This window comes from Glutamicibacter sp. HZAU (assembly GCF_004100365.1).
Classification (GTDB): domain Bacteria; phylum Actinomycetota; class Actinomycetes; order Actinomycetales; family Micrococcaceae; genus Glutamicibacter; species Glutamicibacter nicotianae.
In genome coordinates this window covers 260,094-282,464 of record NZ_SCKZ01000003.1, presented here as the reverse complement: position 1 = coordinate 282,464, position 22,371 = coordinate 260,094, and the positions used below count along the sequence as shown (strand labels likewise).

Below are 22,371 nucleotides of genomic sequence, written 5' to 3'. Positions count from 1 at the left end.
GGCTCGTCATGGAAGCCGATCCCGGAGGCCGCGGGACGGGTTAAACCAGCGGTGGCCGGCAAGCATGAATGCTTGCCGGCCACCGCAATGGGGCCATGGATTCGCTGCCGCTACTTCTCGTTCTGCGGATCAGCGCCGGTTCCCTTTTCGGACGCGGTTTCCGATTCGGACATGGTTCCCGATTCGGACGTGTCCTGGGCACCGGTGCCTTCAGCTGGCTTGCCGCCTTCTGCTGGGGCCGGCGCGGGCGCCTTTCCTGGCAGGTAGAACGGATCGGCCTGCTGGCCGCGCAGCTTGCCGAGGACCAGGATCAGCGCGAGGATGCCGGCGATGACCATACCGATCGCCAGCCACTGGTGCACGCGCAGGGCCAGCGGCCCGATGGCGATGACCTCGGCCGCATCCAGGCGCAGCGATTCGGTGAAGGTGCGGCCGATCCCGTACCAGATCATGTAGCAGCAGAACAGCGCACCACGGCGCAGCTTGAACTTCCGATCCAGCGCGATCAGCACGAAGGCGCCGAGCACGTTCCACAGCGACTCGTAAAGGAAGGTCGGGTGGAAAAGCGTGTCCGCGGGCAGTCCGGCAGGGAAGTTGTAGCTATCCGGGTCGATCTCCAGGCCCCACGGCAGGTCGGTCGGCGCCCCGAAGAGCTCCTGGTTGAACCAGTTGCCCCAGCGTCCGGCCGCCTGCGCCAGCAGCAGGCCGGGCACGGCGGCGTCGACGAAGGCAGAAAGCCGGATGCCGGCCCTCCGGCAGCCGATCCAGGCACCGAGCGCGCCGAGCGACACCGCGCCCATGATGCCCAGCCCGCCGAGCCAGATCTGCGGGATCTCAGCCAGATGCGCACTCTGCCCGCCGAGCCCGAAGTAGTACATCGGGTCGGTGATCAGCACATGGTAGAGGCGTCCGCCGACGATGCCGAAGGGGATCGTCCAGATCGCGATGTCCCAGAGCATGTCGGAGTTCCCGCCGCGGGCGGAAAGCCGCTTGTTGGTCAGCCACAGCGCGATCAGGATGCCCGCGAGGATGCACAGCGCGTAGGCGTGGATGGTCAGCGGGCCCAGCGAGATCTTCGAGAACTCCGGCGGCGGAGACGGGATCGAAGCCGGCAGGGCCAGGGCCAGCTGCGTGGCGAAAGCCATCAGGCGCGTCCGCTCAGCTCGGCGGCCAGGGCGCCGACTGCCGGCACTCCCCCGTCGCGCAAAGCGGCGACCAGCGCGGTGCCGACGATCACGCCGTCCGCGTAGGCGCCGATTTCTTCCACATGCTCTCGGCGCGAGACGCCCAGGCCCACGCAGGCGTTCTCGGCGCCGGCGTTGTGGGCGGCGTCGACCACTGCCTGCGCGGCGGAGGACACCTCGGAACGGGCGCCGGTGACGCCCATCAGCGACACGCAGTAGACGAACCCGGAAGAGGCGTCGACCGTGCGCTGCACGCGGGCTTCGGTCGAGGACGGAGCGATGAGGAACACGCGCTCCAGGCCGTGCTTCTCGCTGGCTTCCATCCACTCGGCGGCCTCATCGGGCACCAGGTCAGGGGTGATCAGCCCGGCCCCGCCGGCCTCTGCGAAGCGCCGGGCGAATTCGTCCACGCCCAGGCGCAGCACCGGGTTCCAGTAGGTCATGACCATCACGGCCGCGTCGGTGCGTTCGGTGATCCCGCGCACGATCTCGAAGATCTGCGGGACCTTGAAGCCGTTCGCCAGCGCCTGCACGGTGGCTTCCTGGATGACCTGGCCGTCCATGACCGGGTCGGAGTACGGGATGCCGATCTCGATGACATCCACGCCGTTCTCGGCCAGCGCCACGGCGGCCTCGATGCTGGTGGCGACGTCCGGGTAGCCGGCAGGCAGGTAGCCGATGAGGGCCGGACGGCCCTCGGCGCGGGCTGCGGCGATCTTCTTGGCGCTGGTCACGCGGGTCATCTACTTCTCCTTGGAGTTCTGCGAGCCGGAGTTCTGCGCGTTGGCCGCGCTGATTTCGGCCTCGGCGTCCTTTTCGTCGATCATGTTGAACCAGGCGGCGGCGGTGCCCACGTCCTTGTCCCCGCGGCCGGAGAGGTTCGCGATGATGATCGTCTCCTGCGGCACAGCGCCCTCGGCGATCTTGCGGGCGGCCAGCCGGATGGTGCCGGCCAGCGCGTGCGCGGATTCGATCGCCGGCAGGATGCCCTCGGTGCGGCACAGCGCCTTGAACGCCTCCATCGCCTCGGTGTCGGTGACCGGCTCGTAGGCGACGCGGCCGATGTCGGCCAGGTAGGCGTGCTCGGGGCCGACACCCGGGTAGTCCAGGCCGGCGGAGATCGAGTGCGACTCGACGGTCTGCCCGTCCTCGTCCTGCATCAGGTAGCTCTTCGCGCCGTGCAGCACGCCCGGGCGGCCCAGGGTGATGGTCGCGGCGTGGCGGTCGGTGTCCACGCCGTCGCCGCCGGCCTCGAAGCCGTAGATCTCGACCGACGGGTCGTCGAGGAAACCGTGGAAGATGCCGATCGCATTGGAGCCGCCGCCGATGCATGCGGTCACGGCGTCGGGCAGGCGCCCGGCCTGGGCCAGGATCTGCTCGCGCGCCTCGTCGCCGATGACCTCGTGGAAGTAGCGGACAATCGCCGGGAACGGCGCGCCGCCGGCCGCGGTGCCCAGCAGGTAGTGGGTGGTCTCGACGTTGGCGACCCAGTCGCGCAGCGCCTCGTTGATCGCGTCCTTCAGCGTCTGGGAGCCGACGGTCACCGGGATCACGGTGGCGCCGAGCAGGCGCATGCGCGCCACGTTCAGCGCCTGGCGGCGGGTGTCCTCGGCGCCCATGTAGACCACGCACTCCAGACCCATCAGGGCCGCGGCGGTGGCCGAGGCGACGCCGTGCTGGCCGGCGCCGGTCTCGGCGATGATACGGGTCTTGCCCATGCGCTTGGCCAGCAGCGCCTGGCCGAGCACGTTGTTGATCTTGTGGCTGCCGGTGTGGTTCAGGTCCTCGCGCTTGAGGAAGATCCGCACCCCGCCGCAGTACTGCTCGGAGAAGCGCTTGGCTTCGGTGAGCAGCGAGGGGCGTCCGGAGTAGTTCTTGTTCAGGTCCTTGACCTGGGCGATGAATTCGGGGTCGTTCTTGGCCGCCTCGAAGGTCTCGTTCAGCTCGTCCATGGCGGCCATGAGGGACTCGGGCATCCATCGTCCGCCATACGCACCAAAGTACGGGCCGCTTGCGTGCCTCAGCGACTGTGCATCGATCGACTGGCTGTGCTCGGAGTTCTCCGGAGTGCTCATCGATTCCCTCTTTTCTCGTACGAAGCTTGATTCGTGGTAAGTCTCGTGCCCCGCCGGAAGCTCCTGCGGGGCACGAAATGCAATTCTGGGTCCGACGCTGCCGTGCGCGGCTAGCGCTGCGGCTTGGCGTCGGTGCCGGCCTTGATGAACGCGGCGACCGAAGCGCGCGGATCGGCGTGCTTCACCAGCGCCTCGCCCACGAGGATCGCGTCGGCGCCGGCCGCACCGTACTGGGCAACCTGCTCGGTGGATTCCACACCGGATTCGGCGACGATCACCGCCTCGGACGGCAGCAGCGGTGCGAGCTTGCCGAAGGTGGCCGGATCGACGTCCAGCGTCTTCAGGTTGCGCACATTCACGCCGATGATCTTCGCCCCGGCCTTGATGGCGCGGGCGATTTCTTCCTCGGTATGGGTTTCCACCAGGGCGTTCATTCCCAGCTGGTGAGTCAATTCTAGGAAATATGCCAGCAATTCATCATTCAGCGCCGCAACAATGAGCAACACGAGGTCAGCGCCGTGCGCGCGGGCTTCGTAGATCTGGTACTCGTCGACCGTGAAATCCTTGCGCAGCACCGGGATCTGCACGGCGGCGCGCACCGCATCGAGATCCTGGAGCGAACCGCCGAAGCGGCGCGCTTCGGTCAGCACGGAAATCACCGAGGCGCCACCGGCTTCGTACTCGGCGGCCAGGACGGCGGGCTCCGGGATATCGGCCAGCGCGCCCTTGGACGGGGACTTGCGCTTTACCTCGGAGATTACACGCAGCGTGGTGTCGCGGGCGGCCTGATCGGTGTGGCCGCCCAGCGCGGCGAACGCATCACGTGCAGGGGCGGCAGCCGCCGCTGCCTGCTTGATCGCTTCCAGGCTGGTGATTGCGCGACGGGCGCCCAGGTCTTCCCGGACGCCCGCGATGATGTCATCAAGAACAGTCAATTTAGTGCGATGCTCCACTGCGAGCGCCCCCGACGCCGAAACCGGCTGCCTTCAGGATCCAACCCAGCAACAGGCCGACTACGACGATGCCGCAACCGACCCAGACGATGGACCAGGCGAGGAAGGCGAAGGCGACGCCTGCCACGATTGCACCGACAATCATGGTCAGCACGCAGGCCCACGCTGCGATGGAGTTGCCGTGGCCAATCTCTTCGGTGTAAACCGGATCGATCTCGGTGTTCTGCGACATGTTCGATGTCTCCTCATGTTGTGATGCTGCGCCCCGGCAGGGCGTTGCTGCCGAAGGACGTTGGTCTTCAGGTTCCATTCTGCCACCTGCGCGCGAGAACCTCCTATTCCAGGGGCCTTCGTTGCGCGCCGGTGGTGCGAATCACGCTCGGCTCGGGCTATTTCCCGCCAGCGGTCGGGTCTTCGCCCTGCGAGAGCTGCTCCCAGCTGGCGATATTGCGCGAGGACTGGTCCTTGGGCTCCACGCTGGCCTTGGCCGCTTGCCGGTCGTACTTGCTGGCCTTCGCGGGCCAGCGTCCGGCAAAGACCAGCACCAGCACCGCCTGCAGCACGATCAGCACGCCGGCAATCACCGCTACTGCCGGCCACGCGGTGAGCGTGTACTCGCCGGCGTTCTGGGCCAGGCCGGTGGCTTCGGCCACGGCGGTGGAGGCCACGGCCTGCGGGTCGCGCAGCGCGCCAATGCCGGCGGTGATCACCGTGGCGCCGGCGAGCAGGCAGATCGCCGCGATGATGTAGCGGGCGATCTTCCCGGCGATCAGCAGCGCCAGCGAACCGGCCAGCACCACCACGGAGACCGCGGTGACCGAGGCGGCCGCGGTCGCCCCGTCAACGACAATCTGCGGGATCTGCACGGAGCTGGAGGCCACATCAACGGTGACCCAGGTCCGGGTGGCCGACCAGAGGCCGATCAGTGCGCCGGCCAGGCCGAAAAGTGCAAGGCTGCGGGCGCTGGTCAATTTCTTCACTTCGCTTCACCTGATTCGGTGTTGATGGTGTGGGCGGCACGCATGGACTGCGCGGCCCAGACGGCGCGCAGCGGGGCGGCCGCCTTGTTCACGGTTTCCAGTGCCTCGTCGGCGAACTTCGAATCGTTCACGATGCCGCCGCCGGCCTGCACGTAGGCGCGGTCCCCCTTGAGCAGCGCGGAGCGGATGGCGATGGCCATGTCCATGTCGCCGGCGAAGTCCAGGTAGCCGACCACGCCGCCATAGATGCCGCGGCGGTACGGCTCGTACTCGTCGAGCAGCTGCAGGGCGCGGGGCTTCGGCGCCCCGGAGAGCGTGCCGGCCGGGAAGGTCGCGGCGAGCACGTCGTAGGCGTCCACGTCGTCGCGGGTCTTGCCGACCACGTTGGAGACCAGGTGCATGATGTGGCTGAAGCGCTCGACCTCCATGAACTGGGTGACTTCCACGGTGCCGGCCTTGCACACCCGCGAGAGGTCGTTGCGCGATAGGTCCACGAGCATCAGGTGCTCGGCGCGTTCCTTCTCGTCGTTGACCAGCGACTTCTCATGCAGCTGGTCGTCCTCGTAATTGGCCCCGCGCGGCCGGGAGCCAGCGATCGGGTGCGTGACCACGTGCGAGTCGTTCACCGTGACCAGCGCTTCTGGCGAGGAGCCGACGATCTCGAAGCGTTCGCCGTCCTCGTTGACGAAGTTGAACAGGTACATGTACGGGCTCGGATTGGTTGCGCGCAGCACCCGGTAGACATCCAGCGCGTCGGCCTGGGTTTCCAGCTCGAAGCGGCGCGAGACGACGATCTGGAAGACCTCTCCGTCCACGATCGCGGTCTTGGACTTGGCCAGCGTTGCCAGGTATTCGTTCTCATCCCAGGAATGGGTGACGGCGTCCATCAGGGTTTCGCGCGGCACATCGGTGCCGGTGAGCACCGCCGCTGCCGAATCCACCGGCACCGCGAGCTGGTCGAGCATCGCCTGCAGGCGGGCGACGGCGCCGTCGTAGGCCGCATCGACGTTCTCGTCGCTGCCATTGAAGTTGATGGCGTTGGCGATCAGCGTGACCGTGCCTTCGGCCGCATCATGGGCCGCCATGTCGGCGACCAGATTCATGCTCAGCTCCGGCAGGTTCAGGTCGTCCGCCGGAGGGTTGGGCAGCTTCTCCCAGTGCCGCACGCATTCCCAGCCGATGAAGCCGACCATGCCGCCGGTCAGCGGAGGCATGCCGGGAACCGGTTCGGTTTTCAGCGCACGCACGGTGTCGCGCAACACCTCCACGCCGGCCCCGCCGGTGGGCAGGCCGTCGGGAGCGTGCCCCTGCCAGTAGGCTTCTCCCCCGCGGGTGCTCAGCGTGGCCGGCGAATTCACCCCGATGAACGAATAGCGGCTCCAGACGCCGCCCGGGGCCGCCGATTCCATCAGGAAGGTGCCGGGCCGCCCCTGTGCCAGCGTGCGATACAGGCCGATCGGCGTGAGCGAATCGGCCAGCACGGTGATGGTGACCGGGATGACGCGGCGGTTCGCGGCCATGGCGCGGAAGGACTCGCGGGACGGGGAAATCTTGCCAAGGGTTTTCATCAATGTTCTTCTTCTACGTGTTCTTCGAGCCGGTGCTGCAACGCGCAGCTGGGTGCTCAATTCTCGGCGATCGCCTGCTGCGGCTGCCGGTGCTTCGGCAGTCCTACTCGGGGCGGTGGCCCACCACGGCCGGCAATTCGCGATCGGTGAAGCAGGATTCGGTGCCGGTGTGGCATGCGGCGCCCATCTGGTCGACCTGGACGAGCAGCGCGTCGCCGTCGCAGTCCAGGGCCACGGACTTCACGAACTGATAGTGGCCGGAGGTGTCGCCCTTGCGCCAGTATTCCTGCCGGGAGCGCGAATAGAAGGTGACTCGGCCGGTGGTCAGCGTGCGGTGCAGCGCTTCATCGTCCATCCAGCCGAGCATCAAGACCTTCCCGGAATCGTACTGCTGCGCGATGGCGGCAATAAGGCCATTGGCATCGCGCTTGAGGCGCGAGGCGATCTCCGGGTCGAGGCTGTGGGATTCAGGGCTCGGAATCGAGCCGTCGTTAGAAGTAGGCATCCCCATTAGCATACTGGTTTTCCGCGGAATCCTGAGACCTGTGACGTACCGCTCGTCGACGCGCCATGCCGACTGGGCGACACCTCTCTCGCCTTGCACAATTAGTCAGTTGCAGCGTGCTAGTTTCAGAAGTGATGCACTTAGTTCAGGCTTCCAGACTTGCGTTGGCCGAGACCCTGCTTGCGGCAGGACCTACCGCCGACACCCTTTGCGACGGTTGGCAAACCCGCCATCTCGCCGCGCACCTCGTGTTGCGCGAAAGCTCGCTGCTTTCCGCCGGCACGTTCTTCAAGCCGCTTTCCAAGAAGCTTGAAGCGAAACTGAACCAGATGGTGGTCGTGGCGCAGACCCCGGAAGGCTACGCGAAATTGGTCCGCAGCTTCCGCTCGGGTCCGCCCGCGTTCTCGCCGTTCGCCATCGACAAGGTCAACCAGTCGGCGAACCTCTCGGAGTTCTTCATCCATACCGAGGATGTTCGCCGGGCCCGCGGCCAATGGGCTCCGCGGGTGCTGGACAAGGAGTACACAGAACTGCTCTGGCAGTCGCTGACCCGCATGTCCCGGCTGCTGTTCCGCCACGCGCCCATCGGCATTATTCTCACGCGTCCCGATGGCCAGCGCCATGTTGCCAAGAAGGCGCCAAACGCTGTGTCCATTACCGGGCCGGTGACCGAACTGATGATGTACTCGTTCGGCCGCATCGACCAGAGCCTGGTCTTGTTCGAGGGCGGCGAAACCGCTTTGGAAATCGTCAAGGGATTCAAGCCGGGACTTTAAGCCTCGCCCGGTTATCCACATTCGTGGATCTGGCATCCAAGTTCGCTTCGCACCGGCTTAGGATTTCGAGCATTCGATATCCAGCAGCTTCGGAGCTTGAACATGAACGCGCACAAGGTTATTCGCCACGGCTCTAGTGCAGCCATTGCCGCAGTCCCCGCTTTCGTCCTGATCGCCTTGATACCGGCGTTGTTCATGTCCGTAGCACCGGCCGAGGCCGAATCTTCGGCTTCATCGCCGACCGGATCTTACACCTCAGAGGCGACGCCACCCAGCGAACCGGATCCTCCAGACTCGGCAAGCCTTCTGTATGAAAAATCGGATTACGGGGCGCTCGAAGCGGCACGGCGCTTCTTCCGATTTCTCGATTACGAAATCCTCTATCGTTCCCCCGCCGATTTCGCGCCGATAGTTACTGGCAAATGCGAATTAGAGCAATGCTGGAAAACGTTTCAAGAGCTAGACGACCTGAGAAAAGGGCCAGAAGACATCCAGATCGGGGGCTACCACTATCTCCACACGGACTACATCGTCCAGTTCGACGGAAACCAGGCCTACCTGATGGGAGAGCTCACCTTGTCCCCACGCTCCCTGCTACGACCAGATCAGGAAGTCATATTCTTCGAAGAACAAAATCTGGGTGAGATCACCGTAGGACTTGAATATACCGACACCGGGTGGAAAGTCTCTGACGTCTCGCTTGATAATCCACGTTCAGCAACGCGGCGCGACACTTGAGCCTGGATTCATTCGAACCAGTTCCACTGCTCAGTTCTACGCTGACGCCAATGCCGGCAGCCGGTGGTCATGAGGTTCATCTATGCACGCCTGACCAGCATCAATCGTCGTGAGAGTTCACAGTGCTTCCGAGATAGGGCGCGGCTAGTTTTCCACAGATTCATCGAAAACTCTCCACTTTCTTGAAACACGGGCATAGGATGGCGCACAACCTCGCATTCCCAATGATCATGGAGAGTTCGAATGGATACGCGGAAAATTGCAGTTGTCGCGTCGTTTGCAGCAGTTGCACTCGCACTATCTGGCTGCAGCACAGGGAACACTGAGGAACCAACCAGCTCAGCGTCGACTGTCGAAGCAGCTCCCTCGGCGACATCGCCTAAGTCAGTTTCCCCCTCGGCGAGTGAAACTGATAAATATGAACCGGCATCGGCAAATGGCCCAGCTAAAAATGTCCCTGTCCCCAATCTGCCAGCTGCAGCCAAAAAGAATTCTGAAGAGGGTGCCGCTGCCTTCGCGGAGCACTACTTCGATTTGGTCAATTACACAATCGAAACTCGTGACCCGGACTTAATTGGGAAGGTAACAACCTCAGACTGCACTGTCTGCAAAGAATCTACTATTGACCCTGCATCCAGAGCAGAAATAAGCGGAAAATGGCAAGTTGGCGGAAAATACCATCCTGAAGTAATCGACTCGTATATTTCTGGCAAGAATCTCGCAATTGTTACAGTTCGATACACCGCTGACGCCGCCCAATATTACTTAGTTCCAAATGAAATCGATTCAGAACTCTCTGAACTTGGAGCCACAGAAACTGCACTAGGATTAGAATTCGATAAACAGTGGAAAATTTACTCGATTGCCGGAGTGGAAGACTGATGAGGCTCAGAGCAGAATTGTCAATCACACTTCTTGCAGTTTCCCTTGGCATTACTTTACTCTCAAATACTGTCATACTCACCGAAAAGTCCGCTTCTGACAAGGATCAGGTGTTTTTCAACAACGATGAAATCGAAGAAAGGTATACGGAAAGGAACTCCCCCGATGATGCGCCTAGGAACAATATAAATAACCGGAAAGATCGCGAAAAACACGACGAATATGATCTTGAGAAAATCCCCAAGAATAAGAAATTCATGTACCGTGATTTTGATGCCTGCATACCCGGTCAAGAGTCTGTCAATAGTTGTGACAGCAATCCCGATCAAGCCCGTTGTGATGACGGAACTTATCCGATCACACGCCAACTCGTCGATGACGAAGGACGATTCGTAAGACAATATCGTTTTTGTCCGGGCGATCCTCCCCAATTTGAGATCCCTAAAGATCAACTGGTTCCAGAAATCTTAATTGACATCGAGCGGTTCAGATCTTATCCAATCAAGGCATCCACTATTAAGAGCGAACCTAATGAGTTTTCCCTGCGGAATGGACACACTCATCTATGGGCGACTGCGGAAAATCAAACATTCAATTCAAATTTATCTGGATCCACCGTTCGAATAAAGGCGATTCCGATTCAATGGAATTGGAACTATGGTGACGGGACCACTCGGAATTTAGATTTCCCTGGAGAGCCAGCGCCAAACCATACATTGAGAGATGAAACCCCCACGAGTCATTCTTATGGTGAGACTGGCAAGTTCAAGGTCGGGGTTACCACCCTCTACCGAGGAGAATTCAGCGTCGATGGAGGCCCATGGCAGGCCATACCCGGTCAAGCCGCCGTCGCAAGCACACCGATTGAAATCGACGTTTGGCGCACTGAGAAGGAGCTCATTGCCAACGATTAGCCAAGTACAGCATGAGGCCCAGCGCCATGTGGTGCTGGGCCTCATGCTTGGATCCTAGCGAACTGGGTAACCAGCTTCGCGGATCGCTTGCTTAACCTTGGCGATCATGTCCTTCGGTCCGAAGTGGAAAATCGAGGCTGCCAATACTGCGTCGGCACCCGCTTCGATCGCTGGAGGGAAGTCCTCAGGCTTACCCGCGCCACCCGATGCGATCAGCGGAACCGAGACCTCGGCGCGAACCGCACGGATCATTTCCAGATCGAATCCATCCTTGGTGCCATCAGCATCGATCGAGTTCAGCAGGATCTCCCCCACGCCTCGTTCAGCGGCTTCCTTGGCCCAGGCGACGGCACACATGCCGGTGCCGGTTCGACCGCCATGGGTGGTGACCTCATAGCCCGATGCGATAGATGGATCATCGGTGCGGCGCGCGTCCAGGGACAGCACGAGCACCTGGGAGCCGAAGCGCTGGGTGATCTCGTTGATGACCTCAGGACGGTTCACCGCCGCGGTGTTGATCGAGGCTTTGTCGGCACCGTTCCGTAGCAGGCGATCAACGTCTTCAGCAGTGCGGACGCCACCGCCCACGGTCAGCGGGATGAAGACTTCTTCTGCGGTATGGCGGACCACTTCGTAGGTGGTTTCACGATCCGCGCTGGATGCGGTGACATCGAGGAAGGTCAGTTCGTCGGCGCCTGCGTCGTTGTAGCGGCGGGCAAGCTCGACTGGATCGCCAGCATCGCGAAGGCCCACGAAGTTGACGCCCTTGACGACGCGTCCGGCATCGACATCGAGGCAAGGAATAACACGAATTGCAACGCTCATCAGCGAAATTTCCTTGTCTCGTTAGATGCGGCAGGCGTGGATCTGGCTGACCAAGATGGCGCGCGCGCCAACGTCGTACAGCTCATCCATGATGTTGTTGGTCTGCGATTTCTTGACCATGGCGCGCACGGCGACCCACTCGGAGTTGGCAAGGTCCGACACGGTTGGCGATTCCAGGCCTGGGGTCAGTGCGCAGGCCTTGTCGGCCAGCTCGCGGCGTACGTCGTAGTCGAGCATGACGTACTGGCGGGCGACAAGCACCCCGTTGAGACGGCGGATCAGCACATCCAGGCCGGATGGCTTGTGCCCGACACGGCCAATCATGACCGCTTCGGAGTTCAGCAGCGGATCGCCGAAGATCTCCATGCCGGCGGCCTTGATGGTGTTGCCAGTTTCCACGACGTCGGCAATTGCATCGGCTACGCCAAGGCGGACAGAGGACTCGATGGCGCCATCAAGACGGACGATCGAAGCTTCGATGCCAGACTTCTCGAGGTAGTGGCGCAGCAGCACGTCGTAGCTGGTGGCAATGCGCTTGCCATTGAGCTGCTGGGCATCGTTGAACGCGCCAACCGGGGCAGCGAAGCGGAAGGTCGACTTGCCGATGCCCAGCGAGAGCTGCTCTTCGACAGCGTCGTCGACATCTGCATCGAGGTACAGGTCGCGGCCGGTGATGCCTACGTCCAGGATTCCGCGGCCGACATAGACGGCGATATCGCGGGGACGCAGATAGAAGAATTCGACTTGGTTGTCCTCGTCGACCAGGACCAGTTCGCGGGAATCGCGGCGCTGGAGGTAGCCGGCTTCTTTGAACATGGTGGAAGCGATTTCGGACAGGGCACCCTTGTTGGGTAGGGCTACGCGGAGCATTTTTGACTCATTTCGTCATGAATGGCGCTGCGGCGATTAGCCATAAACAAGCGCCAAGGATTAGTTCGTTGGCCGTTGTTTCTGCCGCCGTGCGTTGACTGCGGCCTGATCTGCAGTGGATCAGGCCGCAGTCGCGCGACGGCTATAGATGCTTGTAAACGTCGGCCAAGGTCATGCCCTTGGCGATCATGAGAACCTGCAAGTGGTACAGCAACTGGGAGATTTCCTCCGCCGCGGCCTCATCGGTTTCGTACTCCGCAGCCATCCAAACTTCGGCGGCTTCCTCGACGATCTTCTTGCCGATGCCGTGGACACCAGAGTCGAGTTCGGTGACAGTACGTGAGCCTTCCGGGCGGGATTGTGCCTTGAGCGATAGTTCGCTGAAGAGCTCGTCAAAAGTTTTCACGGAACTAATCCTAGCTGTTTTCTTGACCGGGGCCGTATTCTGGTGCCCCTTTGTGACAGGACCGGCCCGATGCTAAGGCAGTGCGGCGACTGTCATCACGGCAGCCGAGTAGGCTTCATAGCCCTTGTCCTCGCTGGAGTTCTCCAAGCCAGCGCGATCCAGAGCCTGCTCTTCGTTATCGCAGGTGAGCACGCCGAAACCGATAGGGGTTTTGGTGTCCACACTCACATTGGTTAAGCCATTGGTCGCTGCCATGCAGACATAGTCGAAGTGCGGTGTACCTCCGCGGATGACCACACCCAGCGCGATGACCGCGTCGTAGTCCCCGGCGAGGGTGGAAGCCGCGACCGGCAACTCGAAAGTGCCCGGTACCCGAATCAGGGTGGTGCTGGATTCCAGGCCGGCGTCCTTGGCGGCGCGCTGGGCACCGTCAATCAGTCCGTTCATGATCACTTCGTGCCAGCTGGCGGCCACGATGGCCACCTTGAGCTGGGAGAACTTCTCGTCACTGGCCAGGGCGGCCAGCTGTTCGCTGACATCGGTTGGTGCGCCATGCTTGCTCATCTTGATGCTCCTTGGTTCTTCTGGATTCGTCGTGTTCAGGCGCCGTGGTAGGCGTCGGGCTGCTGGCCATCGTCGGTATCGGGCAGGTCCAGATGGTGGCCAAAGCGAATCTGCTTGGTCCGCAGGTAGGCGGAGTTCTGCTCGCGCGGCGCGATCTGCAGGCCGACCAGCTCGGCCACCTTGATTCCCGCGTCGTTCAGTTGTTGCTGCTTGTCCGGGTTGTTGCTCAGCAAGCGGATCTCGTCCAGGCCCATGGCCTTGAGGATCGCGGCAACGGCGAAGTATTCGCGTGCGTCGGCCGGGAAGCCCAAATGCAGGTTGGCGTCCAGGGTGTCCATGCCCCCTTCCTGCAACGCGTAGGCGCGCAGCTTGTTGGCCAGCCCGATGCCACGGCCTTCATGCCCGCGGATGTAGATGACGTGGCCGCCTTCGCGGGCGATGGCTTCCAACGAGGCATGCAGCTGTTCGCCGCAGTCGCAACGGTAGGAGCCGAAGATGTCCCCGGTGAGGCACTCCGAATGGATGCGCACCATGTTGCCCGGCGCGCCGCCATTGGGACCTTCATGGCTGAGCACGATGTGCTCGTGGTTCTCTGCGGTGGCTGCTCTGGCGGTGAAGTCCCCGAACGCAGTAGGCAGCTTGATCGGGTCGGTCAGCTCGATCTCGTCGTTGACCCGTCGCCAGCGGGCCAGGTCGTCGATGGAGATCAGCGGCAGGTCATGCACGGCGGCGAAGACCCGCAGGTCATCCAGGCGCATCATTTCGCCGTCGTCCTTGGTGATCTCGCCGATCACGCCCACCGGTTCCAGCCCGGCGGCCTGGCACAGGTCCACTGCTGCTTCGGTGTGGCCCCGGCGTTCAAGCACTCCCCCGGCTGCGGCGCGCAGCGGGAAGATGTGGCCCGGTCGGGAGAGCTGGGACGGCTGGGTAGCCGGGTCGGCCAGCAGGCGGCTGGTCAATGCACGATCGGCGGCTGAAATGCCGGTGGTGATGCCTTCGGCGGCATCGCAGGTGACGGTGAAAGCGGTTCCCTTGGCGTCCTGGTTGATGCCGACCATCGGAGCCAGACGCAGCGCGTCGGCACGTTGCGCGCCGAGCGGCACGCAGATCACCCCCGAGGTGTAGCGGATGGTGAAGGCCATCAGTTCGGCCGTGGCGTGCTGGGCGGCGAAGATGATGTCGCCTTCGTTCTCGCGGTCTTCGTCGTCGACAACGACAACTGCACGACCCGCGGCAAGGGCCGCCAGCGCGGTTGGGATGGGATCAAGGGTTGACGTAGCCATTACTGCTGGCCTCCGAATTCGTGCAGGCGTGCCACGTACTTGGCGAGCACGTCGACCTCGATATTGATCTTGTCGCCGACTTGTCGGGTGCCCATGGTGGTTTCGGCGAGGGTGATCGGGATGATGCCGACCTCGACCCAGTGGTTGCCGGCATCCGCTGCCGGGGAGACCGCGGTGATGGTCAGCGAAATGCCGTCCAGCGCGATGGAGCCCTTTTCGGCGGTCAGCGGCGCGTACGCGTCGTCGATACCGATGCGGAAGGTGGTCCACTGGCCGTGGTCTTCGCGGGCCAGCACCGTGCCGACGGTGTCCACGTGGCCCTGCACCACGTGTCCGTCGAGCCGGCCGCCGGCCGGGGTGCAGCGTTCCAGGTTGACCTTGTCGCCGGTTTTCAGGGCGCCGATGGTGGTGCGGCGCAGGGTTTCGCCCATGACGTCGACGCTGAGCTTCTCGCCTTCCAGCTCGGTGGCGGTCAGGCAGACCCCGTTGACGGCCAGTGAGCCGCCCAGGCCCAGGTTGTCGGTGTGGCCTGGGGCGCGCAGTGTCAGTACTGCCAGGTCCTTGCCGGTGAAGGTCTCGATGCCTTCGATGGCTCCCTGGCCGGTGACGATTCCGGTGAACATGTTTACTCCTTGAAAAATTTAGGGTTGCCTGCGATCAGTCGCGGGGCAGCGGTTCCAGATGCAGGGCAATGTCATCGCCCAGCCGGGTCAGCGATTCGTTGCTGGCCGAGTCCAGCCGGAAGCGCCGCGCATCGGCAAGCGTGGTGGTGCTCGGCATGTTGACCGAAGTGGTGCCCGCGCCGATCAGCAGCGGCGCCTGGTAGCAGTAGATCTCGTCGGCCAGATCGGCTGCGATGAAGGCCGAGGCGACCGTTGCGCCGCCTTCAACCAGCAGATGGGCCAGGCCCAGCTCATTGGCCCGGGCGATCGCCTCGTGCACGTCGTGGCTGCGGATCTGCGCCCAGTCGTCTCCCTGGGCGAGCGCCAGATCGGCCGGCAGATCGCGTTCGCCCATGACCAGCCGGAAGGGCTGGCGCTCATGCAGCTGGCCATCGGGTGTGCGGGCGCTCAACCGCGGGTTGTCGATAAGCGCGGTGCTGGTGCCGACGAGGATGCCATCGACTCGCGAGCGCAGGGCGTGCGCGTGATTGCGCGAGGCCGTGGACGTGATCCACTGGCTCGTGCCGTCCGGTGCGTTGATCCGGCCGTCGAGCGACTGCGCCATCTTGACGGTGATGAACGGCCGGCCCTCCTCCTTGGCGATGAACCAGCGGTGGTTCAGCTGCTTCGCGGCGGAGGAATCGGCCAGCTGGGTAGCCTGGGTTCCGTGGCTGCGCAGATAGTCGGCGCCTCCGCTGGCGGCGGTGTTGTCCGGAACCGCATAGTACACGTGGCCGATGCCGGCTTCCACGATGGCCTGGGCGCAGGGACCGGTGCGGCCGGTGTGGTTGCAGGGTTCGAGGGTGACTACCATCGTCAGCTCGCGGGCCTTGGCCGCAGGCATCTTGCCCAGTCGGCGCAATGCGTCGATCTCGGCGTGCGGGTGTCCTGCACCGATATGGAAACCGGTAGCAATGATATTTCCCTCTGCATCCAAAACGCAGGCGCCGACCAGCGGGTTGGCTCCGCGGTGGCCGCGTCCGGCGGTTTCCAGTGCAGTGCGCAATGCCGCGTCGAGCTGCTGGGTCGTAATCATGGTCCTGTCGCCTTTCAGCGTTTGCGCGAAATGGTCGGATCGAGCATTTCGGTTTCAACCTGGGGTTTGGCGCCGCGCTTGGAGTTGGCCCAGACGAAGAAGCCGACCAGGGTGAAGGCGCCGTAGAACAGGTACATGAATGCGCTGGCGTAGTATCCGGCGGAGAACAGCAGTGGCACGCCCACGGCGTCGACGGCAACCCAGATCAGCCAGAATTCGACCCAGCCCTTGGCCATGCCGTAGGTCGCGAGCAACGAGCCGACGAAGGTCCAAGCATCCGCCCAGACCGGCTCGTAGGAACCGAGCATGCGGAAGATCGGGGTCAATGCGACGGTGCCGAGGATCAGCACGGCAATCAGGCCCAGTCGGGTCTTGCCGGACGCCCATTGCGGGGTCACTGCGCTGCCGGTGCCGTCCTTGGCCTGCTTCCAGCGGTACCAGCCGAAGACCGATACGGCAATGAACATGATTTGGCGGCCTGCTTGGCCCCAGAGATTGGCCGTGTACCCGGTATCGAAAATGCTGCCCAGGAAGACTGTCAGCAGCAGGAGGTTGCCGGCTATGCCAATGGGCCAGGCCCAGACTTTGCGGCGCATGCCGCCCACGGCGCTGGCCAGGCCGAAGATGTTGCCTACGACTTCGCGCACCAGCAGTGCCGACGAGCCGATCGCAATTTGTGAGTTGAAAGCTTCAATGAGCCACCGCAGGAAATCCATCATTCCACCCTTCTCGAAGCGGCGGCTCCGGGGGTGTGCATTTGATGGGCCTGTGGCTCTGCTTTAGAAGATAGCCACTGTGAGTGCTATCGGCAGTGCCAAAAGGCATATCAAATTCGTGCTTCTCCCATCCAGACTTTAACTGTCGGTACTGGAATTCCACCAGTTCAACCGTTCCCTCAGCTTGTGGCTTTGGTCGCGGGTCGCGGACTATGACCGCCGGTTCGGACTTTCACCGACCCCGGAGCACGTATTCGTGTTTACTGAAAACATTCTGGCACACTTTGCGTGGTCTTAGTGACCACCCAGCGCAAGATTGCGTAATACGTCGATTTCCACCGATGGCTCTTCTGCCGAGTACACCGCGGAACCGGCAACAAAGATATCCGCCCCGGCTTCGGCGGCACGCAAGATCGTGTCGCGCGAAATGCCTCCATCGACCTGTAGCGCAATCGGCTTGCCGCTGCCGTCAATGGCTGCACGGGCGCGCTTGATCTTCGGAAGGACCAGATCCAGGAACTTCTGTCCGCCGAAACCTGGTTCCACGGTCATCAGCAGGACCATGTCCAGCTCGCCGAGCATATCCAGGTAGGGTTCGATCGGCGTTGCCGGGCGCAGGGCCATGGAGGCCTTGGCGCCGGCCGACCTCAGCTCGCGGGCCAAGCGGATTGGGGCTGCCGATGCCTCGGCATGGAAAGTTACCGAGTCCACGCCGAGCTGCGCGTATTCCGGGGCCCAGCGATCCGCGTTTTCGATCATCAGGTGCACGTCGATGGGCAGCTTGCTGACCTTGTGCAGCGCATCAACCACCGGCAATCCGAGGGTCAGGTTGGGCACGAAATGGTTGTCCATGACATCCACGTGAACCGCGTCGGCGGTGTGGATGCGTTCCAGCTCGCTGGCAAGGTTCGCGAAGTCTGCGGACAGGATCGACGGGTTGATCCGCGCGTTAGGCATGGATGCTCCTCGGAATACTCGGGCTTGGCTAGGCTTTTTTGGTCAGGATTGCCATGAACATGGCATCGGTGCCGTGCACATGGGGCCACAATTGCACGGTGCTGCCCTCGGCCAGCGCATGTCCTGCCGGCGGGGCGTCCTGATGCATCACCGCGGAAACGGCGGCACTGGTATCCAGCAGAGCAGCATTTTCGTGGCGCTTCAAGAAGTCTTCCACAACGAGGCGGGTTTCCGCCTGATGCGGCGAACAGGTGACGAAGCCGATGACTCCTCCGACGCGTACCGCGTTGAAGGCGGCGTCGAGCAGCTCGCCTTGCAATTTGGTCAGCTCAGGGATGTCCCGTGGTGCCTTGCGCCAGCGTGATTCCGGGCGGCGGCGCAGTGCGCCCAGTCCGGAGCATGGCGCGTCGACCATGATGCGGTCGTAATCCCCCGCATAATCCTCGCCGCCAAAGATGCGTCCGTCTTCGCCGGTGACCATCCAGTAGTCATGCGGCACAGCATCCAAGGAGTTCTCGACCAGCCGGGCACGGTGCGGGGTTGGCTCATTGGCGGTCAGGCGGGCGTCGCGCTGCACGGCGATCGCCGCGAGCAGTGCCGCCTTGCCGCCTGGACCTGCGCACATATCGAGCCAGTAGCGGTCTTCGCCGGCTTCGGGCAATTCGATAGCAGCCAGGGCGCGGGCCATGACCTGGCTGCCGGCGTCCTGGACGCGCACGGTGCCTTCCTTGACACCAGGTACACGTGAGACGTCGCCGTGCTTGTAGGTGGCAGAATCCGCAAGCAGGATGCCTGGCTCTGCGCCGGATTCCAGCGCTCCGGACAGATCGCCCAGGCCGGGCAAGGCTACGAGGTTCACCACTGGGGCCAGGTTGTCCGCTTCCAGCAGGGCTTCAAGTTCACTCGCGTCGCGGCCATGGGCAATCAGTGCGCCACGCAGGGCGCGGACAATCCAGTCCGGGTGCGAGTGCTCGATGGCCAGTCGCTCGGAATCCGATGCGGCGGCGTTGCCCAGCTGTTCGGTCCATGCAGCGGCTTCCTGGGCGGACACGCGGCGCAGCACCGCGTTGATCAGGCCGGATGGGCCGGCGCCAATTTGCGCACGGGCCAGCGACACGGTTTCATCCAACGCTGCGTGCTTGGGCACGCGCATGGCCAGCAGCTGGTGGGCGCCCAGGCGCAGCGCATCGAGGATCGCCGGATCCAGCTCGGCCAGCGGGCGGTCGACCAAGGTGGCCAGGATCGCGTCGTAGAAGCCCTGGCCGCGCAGGGCCCCGTAGGCCAGTTCGGTGGCGAAGCCCGCGTCGCGGCGGTCGAGCTGGTATTCGCGGATCATCTTCGGCAGCACCAGGTTGGCGTAGGCATCCGCACTGGATACTTCGCGCAGGGTCTTGAAAGCTACCAGGCGTGCCGGATCGGCCGCGCGCTTGCGCTGCCCGGGTGCGGCTGCTGAATACTTGCGCGGGCCGGACTGGCCGCGGTTGCGGGTACGTCCCTGCTCGTTGCGGCGTACGTTATCGCGGTGTCCACCGCGAGGTTCCTGCCCGCTCATGCGAAGCTCACTTCCGTTCCCTGGGTGAGCACTCCTCGTGCCCAGTCGCTGGCGTTCATCATTTTCTTGCCCGGAGGCTGGATTTCGGTGGGTTGCAGGGCCCAGGTGGCGGTGCCGATGTACACCTTCGGCTGCTTGCCCGGTTCAATGCGCACTTCGCCCGGCGCAAGGTCAGTGATCTCGCGGTGCTCACGCAGCGGGCCGAATTTGAAGCGCTTGTCCGCGACCTTGACCCAGGCGCCAGGGGCAGGAGTGGTTCCGTGGGCGCGTCTGCGGATTTCGGTGGCGGTCCGGGTGAAGTCCAGTTCCGCATCCACGTCGGTAATCTTCGGTGCGTAGGTGTGCGATCCGGACTGCGGAACGGCGATCGCCTGGCCTGAATCCAATGCCTGCAGGGTCTGCACCAGCAGGGTCGAACCGGAACGGCTGAGCCGTTCGAGCATGATGCCTGCGGTGTCCAGCTCTCCGATCCGCTCGGTGACTTGCCCGAAGACTGGTCCGGTATCCAACCCGGTTTCCAGCTGGAAGGTGACTGCGCCGGTGATGTCGTCGCCGTTGATAATTGAATGCTGCACGGGGGCGGCACCGCGCCAGTGCGGCAACAGCGAGAAGTGCAGGTTGATCCAACCGTGGGTTGGGACGGCCAAGGCCGCTTCTGGGACCAGTCCCCCGTAGGCGACGATGGCCGCTGCTTCAAGGTCCAACGCTGCAAGTTCAGCCGTTGTTTCTTCGGTGATCTTGGCGGACTTGATGATCGGCAGGCCAAGTTCCTCGGCTCGGGCAGCTACCGGAGAGGGAGTCAATACGCGTTTGCGACCCAACGGAGCATCGGGACGGGTGAGCACTGCGGCAATTTCAAAGCCGGCTTCGTGCAGGTAGTCCAGGGAAGTGACAGCGACCTGTGGCGTGCCGGCGAACAAAATACGCATGAGCTAGAACCCCAATCCTGCGCCAAAGCTGGAGCCGAGGGCCCCTGAACGTTTTTTCACTGTGGCGTTGGCGGTCTGCGAGTAGTTGTTCGCCCGCAAGGTGCGCCACGCCGCTTTCTTTTCTTCTGGTTCCAGCCGGTCCAGGAACAGGATGCCGTCCAGGTGGTCCGTTTCGTGCTGGAAGCAGCGGGCGAGCATGTCGGAACCTTCGATTTCCACCGGATTGCCGAACTTGTCGAAGCCGGTCGCCTTGACGTGGCGCCGCCGGCGCACCGGCGCTGCTATGCCCGGGATGGACAGGCAGCCTTCTATCTGGTCGTCCTGGTAATCGTCGCTGAGCTCCAGCACCGGATTCACGATATGTCCGCGTTCTTCGCCAATTTGGTAGGTGAAGACGCGCAGGGACACGCCAACCTGAGGTGCGGCGAGGCCTGCACCTGTGACGTTTTCCATCGTCTGGTCCATGTCTTCGACGAGCTTCTGGAGCTCCGGGCCAAAGTCGGTCACCTCCTGCGCTGGGGTGCGTAGAACGGGGTCTCCGATGATCCGAATTCCCAAAATCGCCATAATCCGCTGGTACCTTCCCTGCCGTGGACATTGGTATTAGGTTTCGCAATGCCGAAAGCTAACCGTTCCAGTCTACGCGGTGAAGGGAGGGCTTTACTGAGCTGGCGGCGTGATTTCGACCAGTGAGGCACGCGACTGGGCAATCTTGAATGCAGCTTCCCAGTTCCGCCGCAAGGCATAGAACTTCGACCAGTAGTCGGGCAATGCCGGCGGCGGTGCCATGAAGGTCCGCGAACCGGTCTCGCCCAGGGCCACCGCGAGCAGCATCGTGTCGGTGCCGTATCCCCACTCTTTCCATGCGCCCCGCTCGGCATCCACCACTTGCTCCTCCGCCTTGCAAGCGGCCGCCAGCTGCATGATGACCTTGTCATCGGGGCGCTTGACGAAGCCGTCCCGATCGGTGTTTTTGGTCTTGTAGTCCACGAGGCAGGTTCGGCCGCCGATCTGTGCGATCAGGTCAATGGTGCCCGCGTAGCCGACGCTGTGATTCCATACCGTCACCTCTGCGGCAATGGGCTGGACATTGTAGTCATCCCACCACTGGTCGAAGTGGCGCGCGAACCCCAACTCGTTGTTCGCTTCGAGCGCGGCTTGGGCTGCTTCCAAATCATGTTCCAGATCCAGCGCCCGCAGTGCTCGCTGCTCAGCGTAGTTATGCACCCGATCGCCGCGGGCCGCCGCGGAGTCCCGATAGGCCTCGGCAGCACTGGCTGCATCTCGCACCAGGGAACGCAATTGGCGAGGGTCCCCTACAGCGTGCACCAGGCGGTGATCGTCCGAGAGTGCCTTGGCCGCCATGTACCCGGCCCAACCGGAAAGGTCCAGCTTGTCCATGGAGATGACTGTGGTGATGGATGGGACAATCGCTTCGCCGCCGACCTGCCGGCAGTACATGCGGCCCAGATCTGTTTGAATAGCCAGTTTTGGTGACGTCATGCACACGATCATGGCACGCGTTCGGTCTGCTTCGCTCCTAGTCGTACCGGAAAAATGAATTTTCCGCGTAGTTCCGCGGATTTTCGGGCGTGTGAACCAGATCTCAGCGTTTCGATTTGTGGGGATGCGAAAACTCGTATAGAGTTTTTACTCGTTGGAGCGAACGGAAACGTTCAGTAAACAACAAATTTTGCGGACATAGCTCAGCTGGTAGAGCGCAACCTTGCCAAGGTTGAGGTCGCGAGTTCGAACCTCGTTGTCCGCTCGCAAAAAGATTCACCGACTAGGTAAAACTAGTCATTCTGACTCCGGTCAGTATGGTGGGGTGGCCGAGAGGCGAGGCAGCGGCCTGCAAAGCCGTATACGCGGGTTCGAATCCCGTCCCCACCTCGCAATGAAGATTGCTGATCTTTTTAGCGCGATTGGCGCAGCGGTAGCGCGCTTCCCTGACACGGAAGAGGTCACTGGTTCGATCCCAGTATCGCGCACGGAC

At 62.8% G+C, this 22,371-nt stretch carries 25 protein-coding genes, 3 tRNA genes and 1 riboswitch; of the genes, 7 read left to right on the top strand and 21 right to left on the bottom strand.

Translation table 11 applies throughout. The annotated features are described in order from the left end of the window. Positions 1-110: 110 nt before the first annotated feature. The 8 genes from lgt to hisI form a co-directional block, all read right to left on the bottom strand. The gene (lgt, locus tag EKH49_RS06025; protein ID WP_236641052.1) at positions 111-1,145 is read right to left on the bottom strand and encodes a prolipoprotein diacylglyceryl transferase; all 1,035 of its coding nucleotides are present in this window, start codon (positions 1,143-1,145) and stop codon (positions 111-113) included. Next, the gene (trpA, locus tag EKH49_RS06020; RefSeq protein WP_128470119.1) at positions 1,145-1,927 is read right to left on the bottom strand and encodes a tryptophan synthase subunit alpha; all 783 of its coding nucleotides are present in this window, start codon (positions 1,925-1,927) and stop codon (positions 1,145-1,147) included. The genes lgt and trpA overlap by 1 nt, the downstream gene beginning before the upstream one ends. Further along, a complete protein-coding gene (trpB, locus tag EKH49_RS06015) occupies positions 1,928-3,259 on the bottom strand; it encodes a tryptophan synthase subunit beta (RefSeq protein ID WP_128470118.1) in 1,332 nt (443 codons plus the stop codon). Between the two features lie 110 nt (positions 3,260-3,369). Beyond that, the gene (trpC, locus tag EKH49_RS06010) at positions 3,370-4,194 is read right to left on the bottom strand and encodes an indole-3-glycerol phosphate synthase TrpC (protein ID WP_128470117.1); all 825 of its coding nucleotides are present in this window, start codon (positions 4,192-4,194) and stop codon (positions 3,370-3,372) included. Position 4,195: 1 nt separating this feature from the next. Continuing rightward, a complete protein-coding gene (locus EKH49_RS06005) occupies positions 4,196-4,444 on the bottom strand; it encodes an HGxxPAAW family protein (protein WP_128470116.1) in 249 nt (82 codons plus the stop codon). 157 nt (positions 4,445-4,601) lie between these two features. Continuing rightward, the gene (locus tag EKH49_RS06000) at positions 4,602-5,192 is read right to left on the bottom strand and encodes a Trp biosynthesis-associated membrane protein (RefSeq protein ID WP_128470115.1); all 591 of its coding nucleotides are present in this window, start codon (positions 5,190-5,192) and stop codon (positions 4,602-4,604) included. Beyond that, complete coding sequence (locus EKH49_RS05995) at positions 5,189-6,760, bottom strand: anthranilate synthase component I (RefSeq protein WP_128470114.1); 1,572 nt, start codon at positions 6,758-6,760, stop codon at positions 5,189-5,191. The genes EKH49_RS06000 and EKH49_RS05995 overlap by 4 nt, the downstream gene beginning before the upstream one ends. 103 nt (positions 6,761-6,863) lie before the next feature. After that, on the bottom strand, positions 6,864-7,265 hold the full coding sequence (gene hisI / locus EKH49_RS05990; protein ID WP_128470113.1) for a phosphoribosyl-AMP cyclohydrolase: 402 nt from the start codon (positions 7,263-7,265) through the stop codon (positions 6,864-6,866). 134 nt (positions 7,266-7,399) lie between these two features. Here hisI and EKH49_RS05985 point away from each other — a divergent pair, with 134 nt between their 5' ends. The 4 genes from EKH49_RS05985 to EKH49_RS05970 all read left to right on the top strand — a co-directional run bounded on the left by EKH49_RS05985 (position 7,400) and on the right by EKH49_RS05970 (position 10,575). Then, positions 7,400-8,041, top strand: coding sequence for a TIGR03085 family metal-binding protein (locus EKH49_RS05985; protein WP_236641064.1), 642 nt, complete (start codon positions 7,400-7,402; stop codon positions 8,039-8,041). Between the two features lie 102 nt (positions 8,042-8,143). Then, complete coding sequence (locus EKH49_RS05980; protein ID WP_128470111.1) at positions 8,144-8,779, top strand: hypothetical protein; 636 nt, start codon at positions 8,144-8,146, stop codon at positions 8,777-8,779. Positions 8,780-9,022: 243 nt separating this feature from the next. Continuing rightward, positions 9,023-9,661 (top strand): DUF6318 family protein, encoded by a 639-nt coding sequence (locus EKH49_RS05975; RefSeq protein ID WP_128470110.1) that lies wholly within the window; start codon positions 9,023-9,025, stop codon positions 9,659-9,661. After that, positions 9,625-10,575, top strand: coding sequence for a hypothetical protein (locus tag EKH49_RS05970; protein WP_161567460.1), 951 nt, complete (start codon positions 9,625-9,627; stop codon positions 10,573-10,575). The genes EKH49_RS05975 and EKH49_RS05970 overlap by 37 nt, the downstream gene beginning before the upstream one ends. Positions 10,576-10,629: 54 nt before the next feature. On the opposite strand, the gene hisF is transcribed toward EKH49_RS05970, so the two are convergent. The 13 genes from hisF to EKH49_RS05905 all read right to left on the bottom strand — a co-directional run bounded on the left by hisF (position 10,630) and on the right by EKH49_RS05905 (position 21,878). Beyond that, a complete protein-coding gene (hisF, locus tag EKH49_RS05965; RefSeq protein WP_128470108.1) occupies positions 10,630-11,400 on the bottom strand; it encodes an imidazole glycerol phosphate synthase subunit HisF in 771 nt (256 codons plus the stop codon). 21 nt (positions 11,401-11,421) lie between these two features. Beyond that, entirely contained in the window at positions 11,422-12,270 is an 849-nt protein-coding gene (hisG, locus tag EKH49_RS05960) for an ATP phosphoribosyltransferase (protein ID WP_038991809.1), read from the bottom strand. Positions 12,271-12,412: 142 nt separating this feature from the next. Next, a complete protein-coding gene (locus tag EKH49_RS05955) occupies positions 12,413-12,676 on the bottom strand; it encodes a phosphoribosyl-ATP diphosphatase (protein WP_038991810.1) in 264 nt (87 codons plus the stop codon). A gap of 72 nt (positions 12,677-12,748) precedes the next feature. Beyond that, positions 12,749-13,240: a 6,7-dimethyl-8-ribityllumazine synthase gene (gene ribH, locus EKH49_RS05950; protein WP_066138867.1), complete on the bottom strand. Its 492-nt coding sequence runs from the start codon at positions 13,238-13,240 to the stop codon at positions 12,749-12,751. A 35-nt stretch (positions 13,241-13,275) separates the two neighbouring features. Beyond that, positions 13,276-14,523 (bottom strand): 3,4-dihydroxy-2-butanone-4-phosphate synthase, encoded by a 1,248-nt coding sequence (gene ribB / locus EKH49_RS05945; RefSeq protein WP_128470107.1) that lies wholly within the window; start codon positions 14,521-14,523, stop codon positions 13,276-13,278. Continuing rightward, positions 14,523-15,146 (bottom strand): riboflavin synthase, encoded by a 624-nt coding sequence (locus EKH49_RS05940; protein ID WP_128470106.1) that lies wholly within the window; start codon positions 15,144-15,146, stop codon positions 14,523-14,525. The genes ribB and EKH49_RS05940 overlap by 1 nt, the downstream gene beginning before the upstream one ends. 34 nt (positions 15,147-15,180) lie before the next feature. Beyond that, positions 15,181-16,221: a bifunctional diaminohydroxyphosphoribosylaminopyrimidine deaminase/5-amino-6-(5-phosphoribosylamino)uracil reductase RibD gene (ribD, locus tag EKH49_RS05935; RefSeq protein WP_128470105.1), complete on the bottom strand. Its 1,041-nt coding sequence runs from the start codon at positions 16,219-16,221 to the stop codon at positions 15,181-15,183. 14 nt (positions 16,222-16,235) lie between these two features. Beyond that, positions 16,236-16,937 (bottom strand): nicotinamide riboside transporter PnuC, encoded by a 702-nt coding sequence (gene pnuC / locus EKH49_RS05930; RefSeq protein ID WP_128470215.1) that lies wholly within the window; start codon positions 16,935-16,937, stop codon positions 16,236-16,238. Positions 16,938-17,052: 115 nt separating this feature from the next. After that, positions 17,053-17,190, bottom strand: a riboswitch (FMN riboswitch). Between the two features lie 41 nt (positions 17,191-17,231). Further along, positions 17,232-17,894: a ribulose-phosphate 3-epimerase gene (gene rpe, locus EKH49_RS05925; RefSeq protein WP_128470104.1), complete on the bottom strand. Its 663-nt coding sequence runs from the start codon at positions 17,892-17,894 to the stop codon at positions 17,232-17,234. Between the two features lie 28 nt (positions 17,895-17,922). Further along, positions 17,923-19,446 (bottom strand): RsmB/NOP family class I SAM-dependent RNA methyltransferase, encoded by a 1,524-nt coding sequence (locus EKH49_RS05920; RefSeq protein ID WP_128470103.1) that lies wholly within the window; start codon positions 19,444-19,446, stop codon positions 17,923-17,925. Beyond that, a complete protein-coding gene (gene fmt / locus EKH49_RS05915) occupies positions 19,443-20,375 on the bottom strand; it encodes a methionyl-tRNA formyltransferase (protein WP_128470102.1) in 933 nt (310 codons plus the stop codon). Before fmt ends, EKH49_RS05920 begins: the two co-directional genes overlap by 4 nt. 3 nt (positions 20,376-20,378) lie before the next feature. Further along, positions 20,379-20,942 carry a peptide deformylase gene (gene def / locus EKH49_RS05910; protein WP_128470101.1) on the bottom strand — a complete coding sequence of 188 codons (564 nt, stop codon included), beginning with the start codon at positions 20,940-20,942 and terminating at the stop codon, positions 20,379-20,381. A 93-nt stretch (positions 20,943-21,035) separates the two neighbouring features. Then, a complete protein-coding gene (locus EKH49_RS05905; protein ID WP_201739570.1) occupies positions 21,036-21,878 on the bottom strand; it encodes a PD-(D/E)XK nuclease family protein in 843 nt (280 codons plus the stop codon). Between the two features lie 192 nt (positions 21,879-22,070). Here EKH49_RS05905 and EKH49_RS05900 point away from each other — a divergent pair. The 3 genes from EKH49_RS05900 to EKH49_RS05890 all read left to right on the top strand — a co-directional run bounded on the left by EKH49_RS05900 (position 22,071) and on the right by EKH49_RS05890 (position 22,366). Further along, a tRNA-Gly gene (locus EKH49_RS05900) sits at positions 22,071-22,143 on the top strand. A gap of 54 nt (positions 22,144-22,197) precedes the next feature. Continuing rightward, a tRNA-Cys gene (locus tag EKH49_RS05895) sits at positions 22,198-22,268 on the top strand. 26 nt (positions 22,269-22,294) lie between these two features. Continuing rightward, positions 22,295-22,366: transfer RNA gene (locus tag EKH49_RS05890), tRNA-Val, on the top strand. Positions 22,367-22,371: the final 5 nt, after the last annotated feature.